15 protein-coding genes are annotated in these 14901 nt (G+C 38.7%); 13 read left to right on the top strand and 2 right to left on the bottom strand.

Annotation, left to right across the window (positions count from 1 at the left end; all coding sequences use genetic code 11):
- The first annotated feature begins 4 nt into the window (after nucleotides 1-4).
- On the top strand, nucleotides 5-1693 hold the full coding sequence (locus H8700_RS10495; RefSeq protein ID WP_249305585.1) for a putative bifunctional diguanylate cyclase/phosphodiesterase: 1689 nt from the start codon (nucleotides 5-7) through the stop codon (nucleotides 1691-1693).
- A gap of 18 nt (nucleotides 1694-1711) precedes the next feature.
- Nucleotides 1712-3055: an alpha-amylase family glycosyl hydrolase gene (locus H8700_RS10490; protein ID WP_249305584.1), complete on the top strand. Its 1344-nt coding sequence runs from the start codon at nucleotides 1712-1714 to the stop codon at nucleotides 3053-3055.
- 61 nt (nucleotides 3056-3116) lie between these two features.
- Here H8700_RS10490 and H8700_RS12240 read toward each other — a convergent pair whose 3' ends face one another.
- Nucleotides 3117-3245: a hypothetical protein gene (locus H8700_RS12240; RefSeq protein ID WP_283242249.1), complete on the bottom strand. Its 129-nt coding sequence runs from the start codon at nucleotides 3243-3245 to the stop codon at nucleotides 3117-3119.
- Between the two features lie 8 nt (nucleotides 3246-3253).
- The gene (gene hisS, locus H8700_RS10485) at nucleotides 3254-4498 is read right to left on the bottom strand and encodes a histidine--tRNA ligase (RefSeq protein ID WP_249305583.1); all 1245 of its coding nucleotides are present in this window, start codon (nucleotides 4496-4498) and stop codon (nucleotides 3254-3256) included.
- 294 nt (nucleotides 4499-4792) lie between these two features.
- Between hisS and asd the strand changes: the two genes are divergently transcribed.
- The 11 genes from asd to H8700_RS10430 all read left to right on the top strand — a co-directional run bounded on the left by asd (nucleotide 4793) and on the right by H8700_RS10430 (nucleotide 14869).
- Nucleotides 4793-5890 (top strand): aspartate-semialdehyde dehydrogenase, encoded by a 1098-nt coding sequence (asd, locus tag H8700_RS10480; protein ID WP_022140596.1) that lies wholly within the window; start codon nucleotides 4793-4795, stop codon nucleotides 5888-5890.
- A 39-nt stretch (nucleotides 5891-5929) separates the two neighbouring features.
- Complete coding sequence (locus H8700_RS10475; RefSeq protein ID WP_249305582.1) at nucleotides 5930-6340, top strand: NUDIX domain-containing protein; 411 nt, start codon at nucleotides 5930-5932, stop codon at nucleotides 6338-6340.
- A gap of 83 nt (nucleotides 6341-6423) precedes the next feature.
- Complete coding sequence (locus tag H8700_RS10470) at nucleotides 6424-7710, top strand: dihydroorotase (protein WP_249305581.1); 1287 nt, start codon at nucleotides 6424-6426, stop codon at nucleotides 7708-7710.
- Nucleotides 7711-7790: 80 nt separating this feature from the next.
- Complete coding sequence (pyrF, locus tag H8700_RS10465; RefSeq protein ID WP_249305580.1) at nucleotides 7791-8708, top strand: orotidine-5'-phosphate decarboxylase; 918 nt, start codon at nucleotides 7791-7793, stop codon at nucleotides 8706-8708.
- Nucleotides 8709-8718: 10 nt separating this feature from the next.
- Nucleotides 8719-9498 (top strand): dihydroorotate dehydrogenase electron transfer subunit, encoded by a 780-nt coding sequence (locus H8700_RS10460; RefSeq protein WP_249305579.1) that lies wholly within the window; start codon nucleotides 8719-8721, stop codon nucleotides 9496-9498.
- Nucleotides 9499-9509: 11 nt separating this feature from the next.
- A complete protein-coding gene (locus H8700_RS10455; protein ID WP_022140601.1) occupies nucleotides 9510-10412 on the top strand; it encodes a dihydroorotate dehydrogenase in 903 nt (300 codons plus the stop codon).
- A gap of 39 nt (nucleotides 10413-10451) precedes the next feature.
- Nucleotides 10452-11129: an orotate phosphoribosyltransferase gene (pyrE, locus tag H8700_RS10450; protein ID WP_022140602.1), complete on the top strand. Its 678-nt coding sequence runs from the start codon at nucleotides 10452-10454 to the stop codon at nucleotides 11127-11129.
- A 20-nt stretch (nucleotides 11130-11149) separates the two neighbouring features.
- Nucleotides 11150-11299 (top strand): hypothetical protein, encoded by a 150-nt coding sequence (locus H8700_RS10445; RefSeq protein WP_022140603.1) that lies wholly within the window; start codon nucleotides 11150-11152, stop codon nucleotides 11297-11299.
- Nucleotides 11299-12294: a flagellin lysine-N-methylase gene (gene fliB, locus H8700_RS10440; RefSeq protein ID WP_249305578.1), complete on the top strand. Its 996-nt coding sequence runs from the start codon at nucleotides 11299-11301 to the stop codon at nucleotides 12292-12294. The genes H8700_RS10445 and fliB overlap by 1 nt, the downstream gene beginning before the upstream one ends.
- A 289-nt stretch (nucleotides 12295-12583) precedes the next feature.
- Complete coding sequence (locus H8700_RS10435; RefSeq protein ID WP_249305577.1) at nucleotides 12584-13447, top strand: P-loop NTPase family protein; 864 nt, start codon at nucleotides 12584-12586, stop codon at nucleotides 13445-13447.
- Between the two features lie 141 nt (nucleotides 13448-13588).
- Nucleotides 13589-14869 (top strand): right-handed parallel beta-helix repeat-containing protein, encoded by a 1281-nt coding sequence (locus H8700_RS10430; protein ID WP_249305576.1) that lies wholly within the window; start codon nucleotides 13589-13591, stop codon nucleotides 14867-14869.
- Nucleotides 14870-14901 lie beyond the last annotated feature (32 nt).

Genomic DNA, 14901 nt, shown 5'->3' with positions numbered 1-14901 from the left:
GCAAATGCGTAAAGTAGAGACTTTTGATTATGAGAATATACAACATGTTTTTTCACTTTTATCAAAATGCACAGAAGATTATTTGTTTATATATGATTTTCCGGCAGATGAATATGCGATATCAGCAAGTGCAACAGAGACATTTATGCTCGAGGAGCCCGAGTTTGATCATGCAACAGAGATCTTAATGAATGTCTGCCATCCGGAAGACAGAAAGCTGTTAAGAGATAACTTGCAAGGGATCATAGATGGTACAGTCAGAGAGCATAATTTGGAATACCGGTGGCTTGGCAGAAACGGACATTCAATCTGGATAAGTTGTAGAGGACAGGTTGTCTATGATCAGAACGATCATGCTAAGTACATGGTAGGAAGGATCACAGAGCTCGGAAGACGGAATATGATCGACAACACAACAGGATTATATCGTGAGATACGATTGAAATCGGATCTTACAAAGAGAGTTTTAACAGGGGATAAGAATGGATTTTTGTTACGGATCGGTATTGATAATTTTAAGACAGTCAATGATAAGTTTGGCAGAAATTTTGGAGACAGTGTATTAAATTCTGTAGCAGAATGCATTCGGGAATGTGTTGATGAACACGGCAGAGTATACCGGATGGATGGTGATGAAATGATGGTCGTAGCAGAAGTAGCTGACTATGATCAAAAAGAAGATCAGGCACGTACTTTATATCACAAGATCCGTCAGCGTGTCGATGAGTCGATTGCAGCCATGGGATATAAGCATTTTCATACGATTTCCGCTGGTGGAACTTATTTTAAGCCGAGAATGCAGGATGTTAATACTTTATTAGAGCAGGCAGAATTTGCATTGCATGAAGCAAAGCAACGTGGAAAGAATACATATGTGAGGTATCAGGAAGATACCTATCAGGCATTTGTTAAACGAATGGATATTCAGGAACGGTTACGTCGTTCCGTTGAAGAAAATTACAAGGGCTTTGAATTATATTACCAGCCGATCGTTAATACCCGGAAGAAAAAAATCCTTGGGGCAGAGGCATTGCTTCGCTGGCAGGATGATGTAGTAGGCCGATTATCACCGGCAGAGTTTGTACCATTGTTAGAAGAAAGTGGGTTAATCATTCCGGTAGGACGCTGGATTATCCGGACTGCATTAGAACAATGCCTTTGCTGGCAGAAGAAAGATAAAAATTTTCGTATGAATATCAATCTTTCTTCAATACAGCTAAAGAAGAGCGATGTGATTATGGATATTGAAACGATCATGCAGGAATTAGGAATCGGCAATCACAATGTTCTGTTCGAAGTAACGGAAAGCGGAGAGTTAGAATCAGACAGTATAACACAAAAGATATTGTTTTCATTCCGCAAGAGAAACTTAAATCTTGGAATTGATGATTTTGGTACCGGATATTCTAATTTCCGCTATGTCAAGGAAATGATGTTTGATTTAGTTAAGATCGATCAGGCGTTTATCCGTAATATCACGAAAAGTCAATATGACTATCTTGTTGTAAAACAGATGACAGAACTTGCACACAGCCTGAATCTGAAAGTATGTTATGAAGGCGTTGAGACAGCAGATGATCTGGAATGTGTTTTGGACCTGAATCCGGATTATATTCAGGGATATTATTTTGCCAAACCAACGACAGCAAGTGACTTTGAGACACGTTATCTGTGTATGGAACAGAAGTTTTAAAGAAAGGGAACAAAAAGTATGGCATGGTATGATTCAGCAGTTTTTTATCATATATATCCATTAGGATTATGTGGATGCAAAAAGGAAAATACAGGAGAAGCAGAATATCATTTTGATATTTTGAAAGAATGGGCACAGCATATTGCAAAGATGAATTTTACGGCAATTTATATCGGACCGTTGTTTGAATCGGTGGGACATGGATATGAGACAACTGATTATAAGAAAGTAGATATACGTCTTGGGAGCAATCATGATTTTAAAGAATATGTGCAATATTGTCACGAGTTAGGACTTCATGTGATTGTCGATGGTGTCTTTAACCATGTGGGACGTGAATTCTTTGCATTTCGTGATGTTAAAGAAAAAAGAGAAGCATCCGCATATTGCAATTGGTTCTGTAATCTGAATTTCTCGGGAAACAATGAATATAATGACGGATTTTGTTATGAGAACTGGGGCGGATACAACTTGCTTGTTAAATTAAACCAGCAAAATCCACAGGTACAGGAATATCTTTTTGATGTGATCCGCTTCTGGGTATCGGAGTTTGATATTGACGGTATTCGTCTGGATGCAGCAGATGTATTGGATTTCGGCTTTATGAAAGCTATGCGGCAGGTTGCTAACGACGTTAAAGAAGATTTCTGGCTGATGGGTGAAGTGATCCATGGTGATTACAGCCGTTGGGTAAACGATGAGATGTTACATTCGGTGACAAATTATGAATTGCACAAGGGTTTGTATTCCGGTCATAATGACCATAATTATTTTGAAATCGCACATTCGATCAAGCGTCTTAACGATATCTGCCGTGGACGAAGACTATATACGTTTGTTGACAATCATGATGTAGCAAGGATTGCAAGTAAATTGCAAAATAAAGCACATCTGCCGTTGGTTACAATTCTCTTATATACAGTCTATGGTATTCCTTCTGTCTATTATGGCTCGGAATTTGGAATCGAAGGACAAAAAGAGCAAGGTTCAGACTGGAATCTGCGTCCTGCATTGTCGTTGGCTGATTATGCAGATGCCTATGAGAACAATGAGATTACAAAGCTTTGCCGGAAGTTAGGACAGCTTAAAAAAGAGTATGCAGAATTGACGAATGGAACCTATCAGGAGTTGATTCTGACAAACAGACAATTTGCTTTTGGACGGATTCTGGATGGAAAAGAGTGCATCAGTGCATTGAATTGTGATGATGCCCAAGCTTCGTTTGAGATTCCGTTATGCTGTCAGAATGCAACAGCAAAAGAACTTTTAGATCAGGAGGCTGTTCTTTATGAAGTGACAGACCGGCAGACACTAAAAGTAACATTACCGGCAAATACCGGAACGGTCTTTTATGTAGAGTAAAAAAGACGGTAACATTGTTGCGTCAGATCAGTAAAAAAATCTTGCATACTAGAGAAATTTTCTAGAATAACCATGAAACGATACTAATCGTATCTGATAAAAAACATCCTGCTAAAAGATAGGTACCCGGAATCTGTGATATCCGGCGATAATAGTACATATCAAAATGCAGGATGTTTTTTCTTTTCATTTTTTATCTTAGTTTGCATCAAATAGTTTTATACCATCGTCCTGTCCATATACAGCAAAACCGGCAAAGTTTTGTGCTTCTAATTTATTTAAGAACTTTCCGAGTTTCTTTGGACGGGCAAATACAGAAACCATATATTCGTTACGGAGAGATTCTGCGTAAACCAGGGCATCGGCAAAAGTATCAGGATCATAGAAGACCGCAATGCGCTTTTTCTGTCCCGGAATCGTATATCCCTGTTCTATTAAGATACCAAAAATTCGTTCAAAACCGATCGAAAATCCGACAGCAGGAATATCTTCATTTAAGAACTTACCGATCAGATTGTCATAACGTCCGCCACCGGCAACAGCACCACTGTATCCTTTGGCTTCGACTTCAAAGATCGTACCGGTGTAATATCCCTGACCACGTACCAAAGAAGGTGTAAAAGTAATTGCGATCGTGTCATTCGAAACTTTCTTTACTGTATCCATGATATATTTCAGACTTGTTACATATTCTGCATCACAAACCTTGGCAACGGAATCCAGATCAAGAGAGCCGCTTTCAAAAAGAGAGATAAATTTATCTATCGCATTCTGTGAAAATTCTGCCTCTGTCAGTTCTGCTTTGACACCGGCAATACCGATCTTATCAAGTTTATCAAAGATGATCGCTAATTTCTCATTATCGCTTTCCTCAAATCCTGCATAGGCAAAGATACTTTTTAAGATACGACGGTCATTGATCTTAACCGTGAAATCAGAAATACCGATCTTTTTAAGTGCTTTTGTTGTAGTAAGGATCAGATCAACTTCAGCGTCAGAAGATGGATTACCGATAATATCGATATCACATTGCATAAATTCACGAAGACGGCCTTTTTGCGGACGCTCTGCACGATATACACGATCCATCTGGATGACTTTAAACGGAGTCAGCAGATCGTTTCTGTTATTTGCAAAGTAGCGGGAAAGCGGAAGCGTCAGATCGTAGCGCAGTCCCATATCGGATAATGATTTTTCATCGGCATTTCCTGATGCAAGAGCCGATGAAAGCTTTTGTCCACGCTTTAATATCTTAAAGATCAGATTTAAGTTTTCGCCACCTTCACTTTTATCTAAGTTGACGGCATCTTCGATGATCGGGGTTGTAATGCGGGAAAAACCGGCATTCTGATAGGTTTCTAAGATCGCATTTTGTAAATAATCGCGAATGGCTGCTTCCTGTGGTAAATAGTCTTTCGTTCCTTTTACTGGAGTTGATTTCATATATGTCATCCTTTCCTGTTCATAAGATTACAAATTTTCATGGTTTGTCTCTGTTTATCGTAAAATAAAGCCTAAACATATTTACTTTATCATAATTTACTGTATTCAGCAAGGAAAAAGAAAGTCAGATTGTCAACAGAAATGGAATAGAAAGCGAAAGCGTCAGAAAACGAAAAGAAAATTTTGACTTCTTTTCTGGAATGGTGTAAAATTAGTTATTAATATGCTGGTTCGAAAGAATCACAGCAGAAATAAAGCCGGAATAAACGGTAAGAAAACGACTATGGAGGAAATATGGACAAGAAGTTAAAAGTTGGTATCCTTGGTGGTACCGGAATGGTAGGACAGAGATTTATTTCATTATTAGAGAATCATCCTTGGTTTGAAGTAGTTGCAATTGCTGCAAGCCCACGTAGTGCAGGCAAGACTTATGAAGAAGCAATTGGCGGACGCTGGAAAATGACAACTCCTATGCCGGAAAAGGTAAAGAAGATTGTTGTACAGGATGTGAGCAATGTAAAAGAAGTTGCTGCCGGCGTAGACTTTGTATTTAGTGCCGTGGACATGACAAAGGACGAGATCAAAAAGATCGAAGAAGAATACGCAAAAACCGAAACTCCAGTTGTTTCCAACAATAGTGCGCATAGATGGACACCGGATGTCCCAATGGTAGTGCCTGAGTTAAACCCGGAGCATTTTGAAGTTATTGAAGCACAGAAGAAACGTCTTGGAACAACAAGAGGTTTTGTCGCTGTCAAACCAAACTGCTCAATCCAGAGTTATACACCTGCATTAACCGCATTAAAGAAAGCAGGATTTGAACCTAAGACAGTTGTTGCTACAACATATCAGGCAATCTCAGGTGCGGGTAAGACATTTAAGGACTGGCCGGAGATGGAACACAATATCATCCCGTTTATTGGCGGTGAAGAAGAAAAGAGTGAGCAGGAACCACTCCGTATCTGGGGACATGTTGAAAATGGCGAGATCGTAAAAGCAGACAGTCCTGTTATTACAACACAGTGTATCCGTGTACCTGTATTAGATGGTCATACAGCCGCTGTATTTGTTACTTTTGAAGAAGGTAAGAAGCCAACGAAAGAGCAGATCATTAAAGTATGGAGAGAATTTAAAGGACTTCCACAGGAATTAGAACTTCCTAGTGCTCCAAAGCAGTTCATTCAGTATTTAGAAGAAGATGACCGTCCACAGGTTGCATTGGATGTGGATTTTGAAAATGGCTTTGGTGTTTCTATGGGAAGATTAAGAGAAGATACTGTTTTTGATTACAAGTTTGTTGGTCTTTCTCATAATACAGTTCGTGGTGCTGCCGGTGGTGCATTGCTAACAGCAGAGCTTCTTACAGCAAAGAAATACATCACTGCAAAATAAGAAACAGACAGGAAAAAGCTCATAAGGGGGATTGGATATATGGCAAATAACAGATATCGAATTTTGGTAAAGGGAATTGTACAAAAAGACAATAAGTTTCTTATTGTCGAAAAATGGTATGATGACAATATTGTAGATCCTTACCAGTGGGAATTTGTAGATGGCGAAGCAGAATTCGGAGAATCTCCCGATGCTGCTGTTGTACGCATTATTCAAGAGCAGACAGGGCTTACTTCTGTTGTTGACCGGATTTTGTATACATGGACTTTTATGATCGGTTCAGAATGTAATCTCGGACTTTCTTATCTTTGCCTTACGGACATGGATGAAGATACGGTTGTCTTATCGGAGGACCTAAACAACGCAAAGTGGATCGAGGCGGATGAGATTGAAGATTATATAAATAACAAGAGAATGATCGAAGATCTTAAGAATGCAGAATTATATTAAAAAGGGTGCATCTGTCAATTTGGTTGACAGGTGCTCTCTGTATGTATAGGGCTGTGCAAAAAAAAGAAAACAGGAGGGATAAAATGTCTGCAATTTTGATTAAAAATGGGCATCTGGTCGATCCGGCAAACCAAAAAGATGAAGTTTGCGATATTTTGATACAGGACGATAAGATAGCAAAGGTTGCTGCAAATATCACGGATAACGAAGCACAGGTGATTGATGCGGCCGGAAAATATGTAATGCCTGGACTGATCGATCTTCATGTGCATTTAAGAGAACCGGGCTTTGAGTACAAGGAAACTATTGAAACCGGAACAAAAGCAGCAGCACATGGTGGTGTAACCTCAATCTGTCCGATGCCAAACACAAAGCCGGTAATCGACAGTGCCGAGCGGATCAAAGATCTTTTAAAAAGAGCAAAAGACGCACCAGTACACGTTCTTCCGATCGGAGCTGTTACGATCGGTCAGGAGGGTAAAGAATTAACTGATATTGCTGCTATGAAAGAAGCCGGAGCCGTTGCATTAAGTGAAGACGGTAAATCTGTCATGGATACACTGGTCTTTCGCAAAGCATTATGGAAAGCAGCAGAATGTAATATTCCGATGTTTTCGCATTGTGAAGATAAAAGCTTAGTCGATGGCGGAGTCATGAATGCAGGTGCAAAAGCAAAAGAATTAGGACTTCCGGGTATCACCAATGCGGTAGAAGATGTGATCGTGGCAAGAGATATTATTATGAGTAAGGAAGCAGGCTGTCAGCTTCATTTGTGCCATTGTTCGACAAAAGACAGTGCTGTTTTGATCAAAATGGCAAAAGAACAGGGACTTTCAGTAACCGGAGAAGTCTGTCCGCATCATTTTACGATGTCAGATGACCAGATCACAGAGGATCATGGCAGATTTAAGATGAATCCGCCTCTTAGAAGCAAAGAAGATGTAGAAGCATTAAGAGGGGCACTCCGCGATGGCATTATGGATGCAATCTCGACCGATCATGCACCACATGGAGCCAAAGAAAAGAACCAGTCGATGAAAAAAGCACCATTTGGTATTGTCGGTATTGAAAATTCTTTTGCATTAGGATATACCGAATTAGTAAAAAAAGGATACCTGACTTTGTCACAGCTTGTAGAAAAAATGAGTGTAAATCCGGCAAAGATTTTGCATATTGATAAAGGAAATTTAGCACAGGGCAGAACAGCCGATGTTATTATTGCAGATCTGTCAACCGAATATGCGATCGACACAAACGATTTCTTTTCAAAAGGAAAGAATACACCATTTGAAGGAAAGAAAGTATACGGACGGATAGAGACAACGATCGTAGACGGAAAGATCGTATATCAGTTCGAAAGTGAAAAATAAGTATTTTCATAGAATATGGAACAGATAAGAAAAACAGGATAGAAAACAGATATTCATACGAAGAAAGGTGGAAATCAGAGATGATCAATAAGTTAGTAGAAGAAATTAAAAAGAAAAATGCACCGATCGTTGTAGGATTAGATCCTATGTTAAATTATGTACCGCAGCAGATTCAAAAAGCTGCTTTCGAAGAATATGGTGAAACCTTAGAAGGTGCTGCCGAAGCAATCTGGCAGTTTAATAAAGGGATCGTAGATGCAACATACGACCTGATTCCGGCAGTAAAGCCACAGATCGCCATGTATGAGCAGTTTGGTCTTCCGGGAATGGCAGCCTTTAAGAAAACAGTGGATTATTGTAAAGAAAAAGGTCTGATTGTGATCGGTGATGTCAAGAGAGGCGATATCGGATCAACTTCTGCTGCATATGCAGTCGGTCATCTTGGAAAAGTACAGGTTGGAAGTAAATCCTATTATGGATTTGATGAAGACTTTGCAACGGTTAATCCATATCTGGGAAGTGACGGTATCAATCCGTTTCTGGATGTTTGTAAGGAAGAAAAGAAAGGAATCTTTGTATTAGTTAAGACTTCAAACCCATCAAGTGGGGAATTTCAGGATCAAAAGATTGATGGCAAGCCTTTGTATGAATTAGTCGGTGAAAAGGTCGCACAGTGGGGAGAAGAGTGCATGGGAGATACTTACAGTTATGTCGGTTGTGTAGTAGGTGCAACGTATCCTGAGATGGGCAAGGTTCTTCGTAAGATCATGCCAAAGACATATATTCTTGTGCCGGGGTATGGCGCACAGGGTGGTACCGCAAAAGATCTTGCTCCATATTTTAACAGCGATGGACTGGGTGCGATCGTAAATTCTTCAAGAGGAATCATTGCTGCTTATAAGAAAGACACCTATGCAAAATACGGTGAAGCAAATTATGCAGATGCTTCTCGTCAGGCTGTTGTTGATATGATTGAAGATATTAACAGTGTATTATAGGAGGAAGAGAATGGCAGACAAAATGAAAAGCACAGCGACCGTTGACAGTCAGGTGATGCTGTCAGACGGAATCTACAGTATGTGGTTAAAGTTTCCGAAAGAACAGGATGTTGCAAGTAAAGCAGTTCCGGGACAGTTTATTTCGATGTATTGTAAAGAGGGAAGCCGTCTGCTTCCAAGACCAATCAGCATTTGTGAGATCAATAAAGAAGAAAGTATGCTTCGCGTTGTATATCGCATAGCCGGTCAGGGAACCAAAGAATTTTCAACGATGCAGGCAGGAGATACGATCGAGATCGTCGGTCCTCTCGGCAATGGCTTTGCATTAAAAGAAGGGAAAAATGTTTTGATCGGTGGCGGTATTGGAATTCCTCCTATGCTTGCACTTGCAAAAGCATTAAAAAAGGATGTAACGGTTGTTTTAGGATATCGAGACAGTAATCTTTTCTTAAAAGAAGAATTTGAACCATATGCCAAAGTGGTGATCGCAACAGATGATGGCAGCGTTGGAACAAAAGGAAATGTAATAGATGCGATCCGCGAAGAAGAATTAGAAGCGGATACACTTTATGCCTGTGGGCCAATGCCAATGCTTCGTGGTGTTAAAGCCTATGCCGAAGAAAAAGACATCTTAGCACAGGTTTCACTCGAAGAAAAAATGGCATGTGGAATCGGTGCCTGCCTTGGATGTGTATGCCAGTCCAAAGAAAAAGACAGCCACAGCCATGTAAATAACAAGAGGGTATGCAAGGATGGACCTGTTTTTGATGCCCGTGAGATTATATTGTAGGAGGAAAAAAGATGAACTTATCCGTTGATTTTGCGGGAGTGGAAATGAAAAATCCGGTAACAACAGCTTCCGGTACATTTGGATCGGGTGCAGAATTTGCAGAATTTGTTGATCTGAACGAGTTAGGTGCTGTTACGACAAAAGGAGTTGCCAATGTCCCATGGGAAGGAAATCCCACACCAAGAGTATGTGAAACCTATGGCGGCATGCTTAATGCGATCGGTTTACAGAATCCGGGAATTGATGTATTTGCAAAAAGAGACATTCCTTTTTTAAAACAATATGATACCAAGATTATTGTCAATGTATGTGGAAGAACAACAAAGGATTATGTAGAAGTGGTAGAGCGTTTGAGCCAAGAAGATGTTGATCTGTTAGAGATCAACATTTCGTGTCCAAATGTCAAAGCCGGTGGAATTGCCTTTGGTCAGGATCCAAAGCAGGTAGAAAAGATTACATCAGAGATCAAAGCAAAAGCAAAGCAGCCTGTTATCATGAAGCTTAGTCCAAATGTAACAGACATTACGGTTATGGCAAAAGCAGCGCAGGAAGGCGGAGCGGATGCTATATCTTTGATCAATACCTTAACCGGAATGAAGATTGATATCAACCGTCGTGCTTTTGCATTGGCAAATAAGACAGGCGGTATGTCGGGACCGGCAGTAAAGCCGGTAGCAGTCCGTATGGTTTATCAGGCAGCACATGCTGTAACAATCCCGGTACTTGGTATGGGGGGGATCGCAACAGCAGAAGATGCTTTGGAATTTATCATGGCAGGTGCAACAATGGTTTCAATCGGTACAGCTAATTTTCATAATCCGACAGCAACCGTAGATGTGATCCGTGGAATGGAAGCTTTTATGCAAAAGAATGGTGTAAAAGATATTAAAGAATTGATCGGATGTGTAGAGTAAAGATAGAAAAAACCTAAAATAAGGAGGTTACAGATTAAGATGGAAGCATATAAGAAAGAATTTATAGAGTTTATGGTAGAAAGTAACGTATTAAAGTTTGGTGATTTTACATTAAAGAGTGGAAGAAAATCCCCATTTTTTATGAATGCAGGTGCATATGTAACAGGAGCACAGCTTCGTAAGCTCGGTCAGTATTATGCAAAAGCGATCCATGAACATTATGGCGATGACTTTGATGTATTATTTGGACCGGCATACAAAGGAATTCCGCTTAGTGTAGCAACAACGATCGCTTTTAGTGAGATGTATGGAAAAGAGATCCGTTATTGTTCAAACAGAAAAGAAGTCAAGGACCATGGTGATACCGGAATCCTGCTTGGAAGTAAGATTCAGGATGGAGATAAAGTTGTGATCATTGAAGATGTTACGACATCCGGAAAGTCGATCGAGGAAACTTTCCCAATCATTAAAGCACAGGGTGATGTAGAGATCATCGGTCTTATGGTTTCATTAAATCGTATGGAAAGAGGTCTGACATCGAATGCCAGTGCATTAGATGAAATACAGGAAAAATATGGCTTTGGTGCAAATGCGATCGTCACAATGGAAGATGTTGTGGAATGCCTGTATAACAAAGAGTGCCAGGGAAAAGTATTGATTGATGATACCTTAAAAGCTGCGATTGATAAATATTATGAAGAATATGGTGTAAAATAGTATAAAAATGGAGGCTGTTTATGGAAAAAGTATATAAAACTATGAAATCCGTTGGTGCGTTTAATGTTGTAATGGGTATTTTGATGATCGTATCAGGTATTTGCTTTGGTGTAGCAGTAATCGTCAAAGGTGCAAAACTTCTGAAACACCGTTCAGATCTGATCTTCTAATGCAATATTTGGTTTTAAAGTTTCTGGATGATTTTTCCTGTCTGGCAGGAGACTGCCCATCTAGTTGTTGTATAGGCTGGAAGATACTTGTCGACAAAGAAGCATATGAGCGCTTTAAGCAAATAGAACCAAAGTGGCTGCAAGAAGAAATCTTACAGGGTATTGAAGAAAAAGACGGTAAGTATTATTTTAAAAATCAAAAAGATGGAAGCTGTATTATGCTGCAGCAGGATCATCTGTGTAAGATTCAAAAACATACCAAAGAAGCAATGCTTTGCAATACATGCCGGAAATATCCGCGGATATCAAATCGGATAGAAGACATTGTCTGTATTTCCATGGCAGCATCCTGTCCGGCATTTGCACGTAGACTGGTTACTGAAAAATTGCAATGGAAATGGATAGATAAGCAAAAAATAACATTGGTTTCATTATGTGGTATCAAAGCATTTGATTCGATTCTGTCTTTTCAAAAAGAGATGGAAGAAATTGCGATACAATATGAAAAGCAGCAGGAAAAAGAATGGATCATTTACCAATGCTTTGAAAAGATGGCAGATGATTTATTAGAAATACTTCCATATTTTCGTGAAAAAGATGATTTTTTTCAATATTTGTCTGCGCTGGAAGAAGACAGAACCGATGAAGAATGTTTTACGGTCTGTACTGCCTTTTGTACATTGAATCAGACAGAGTGGGTTTGTTTGAAGGAAAATTATATTTCTTATCGGACAGCTGGTTGTCTGATGGAATATCCTAAGATGGGAATACAGGAGGTTTATATACAAAGTTGTGCAGAACTTTTTGTGATTCGTTTACTTGTTTTTTGTATTTTTCTACAGAAAAAAAGAAAAGTAAGGGTCGGGGAATGGGAGCAGGCGATTGGTTTAGTATACCGTTTATGTGTTCATGGAGAGAAAGTATCGCAAAAATTACAGGAAATTTTTGAAAACTTTTTTCGGACTCCTTTTTTATGGAGTTTTATCCTGCTTTGAGAACAAAAAAGTGCCAGTATAAATGAGGTGTAATAGAAAAGAATGCCATGATAAAAGGGGCATTCTTTTCTATTATGCTGAAATATAGAAAAGACATTTGTATGAAATGTAGAAAATAGGAAATAGACAAGAAAAAGCTTTACGATAAGAGAAAAATTATATATTATGAGTTTAGGTTTTGAAAACGGAGGGGAAATGAAACCATGAAAAAGAAGGTATGCACAAAGGAATCATGCAGGAAAAATGGGGGCACTGTTACAAAAATTTCTTTGTGGGAATGAGAGGACAAATGAAAATAGCATTTTGGAGTAATGTTAGGGGACAAGCAGGTGTAACAACAAACATGATATGTGTATCGGCACTGATTACGCTTGGAGGAATTGGAAGAACCGTATTATTAGAAAATCACTATAGTGCGTATGGATTAAGTGAAATGCTTTTGCAGGGAGATAAGATTGAATCGTTAAGAGAGTATGGAGAATATTTTAATCGTTATAGCATTGAATATATTATGAAACGATTATATTCAGGAGAAGATGGTGAAAAACTGATCCATCAGGCATCTATTCCACTTTTATTTTCGAATATGCATTATGTACCGCAAAGTCAGATTGTTAACCGTGAAGTGTTTGAATATGAATTTCATATAGTGAAAGAAAAATTATTTGAAGCATTAGAAACGACATCCGATTATGTTTTTATTGATACAGAGGCAAACCGGAACTTAAGTACAAATATCATTTTAGAAGAGGCAGATCTTGTTGTTGTCAATCTGGATCAGAATCCTATGCATGTGAAGGACTATTTTGATCATTATGCATCTTTACAGGAAAAGACTGTCTTTCTGGTAGGAAATTACAGACCGGAAGTATCTTATAATATTCAGGAAATTTGTAAAGAATATTCTGTAGAGCGTGATCGTATTGTCGGTCTGCCATATCATTTTGAACTCGAAGAAAGTGTAAAAAATGGAACAGTCTTATCGTTTTTGAATCGTAGTTACTTTCAGCCAATGAATAAAGAAAATGAATATTTTGTCCGCCAGTTAAAAAGAGCATGTAGAATGATACGAAAAAAATCAGTTGCATGCCGTAGAGAAAAAATGAGATTTAGTAAAGAAAATCAGATCGGAGAAGTTTTTTCAATCATGTAAGCCGGATGATGACATGAACTCTGGAATACCAGAGAGAAGAAATTCTTTGGATCATGTAAATAGTATTTCTTGCGATTATAGTCTACAGGGCGTATAATCAGCTATAGATATGGAGAGTGTGAACAAAAGAGGAGAAATGCTATGGATGTATTGGCTTATCTGAAGCAAAGACAGAATGAATTGGAAAAAAAACGGCACCCATTGAGTGACAGGGATTCATCGTTTCGCTATTTATATGCATTTGGTGTCTCTGTTATGGCAATGGGCGATATGAAGGCAATAACAGAATTACAGGATCGATTTCAATTTTTTTTAGAATGTCTTTCAATACCGGCTGAACAAAGAGAGCAGTTGATGACAGATATCAATGATCATTTTGAATATCGTCTGAGTGAGTGTATCCAGATCTTAAAGACAAAGGAAATTCAATATTGTTTTTTTTGTGATTTGTATCATTTGATGCAGAATGTCGTCTGGGCAGAAGCCTATTGTAAAAAAGTATTGCGTAATTATTTTGATATTTTTCATATGTCAGAGCATGAAATTGCGTTTTTTGAACAGTTTTCAAAGGTTGCTATGCAAAAAGATCTAAACAGAGCAAAAGAGTTATATCATGAATTTCTGGAAGAGGGATTTGATATTTCGTACAGAACACTACGCTATTTTTTCCCGGAATTTGAAGAGGAAGATTTTTTCCGGGATATTATTGTTAAGGCAGGTAAGACATTTCATCTGGATAAACCAACACAAGTAAATGGAGATATTGTGGTAGAACGTGGTGGCTCTCTGCTTTTGGATGGTGCACATTTAAAAATTAAGGGAAGTATTCTGGTGCAGGGTGGAAGAATTCGAATCAAAGATTCTGAAATTACAGTTCTATCCTGCTCACAGGATGTATTTATGCATGTCGAAGATGCAGCAGTCGTTCGGATTGATCATGCAAAAGTACAATGTCAGGGATTTTGTGGCTTTTTAGAGCAGTCATCAGGAAGATTGTTGATCGAAGAAAGCGAATTTTTACAAACAGATGTACAACGTGCTATTACATTTTGTGGAATTTATGCTAAGATAGAACGCTGTACTTTTTCAGAAGCAGCACAGGGGTGTATTCAGATATCGGATTCTGCAAAATTATATATGAAGTGTTGTGCTTTTATACATGCAAAAGCATCCTATGGTGCAGCTGTTTTTTCGGATTCGATTGATACTGTTGCCATCTATGATTGTTCTTTTGATGACTGTAAGGCTGCATATCTTGGAAGCGCAGTTTATTTTCAGTACCAAAAATTAGGACAGGTGGTGAAAAATTGTGTTTGCAGGAATTGCATACCATCAGAAAATGCAATCTTTAATACCTATGATGATGATTTTGAACCGCTTGAGGCAGAGAGATTCCTCGCACAACGAAAATCGGATCTCTGACATTTGAGCTAATGATAAGTTCTTAAATATTG

The organism is Jutongia hominis (genome assembly GCF_014384965.1).
Lineage (GTDB): Bacteria > Bacillota > Clostridia > Lachnospirales > Lachnospiraceae > Butyribacter > Butyribacter hominis.
This window is presented reverse-complemented; position numbering and strand designations above follow the sequence as displayed.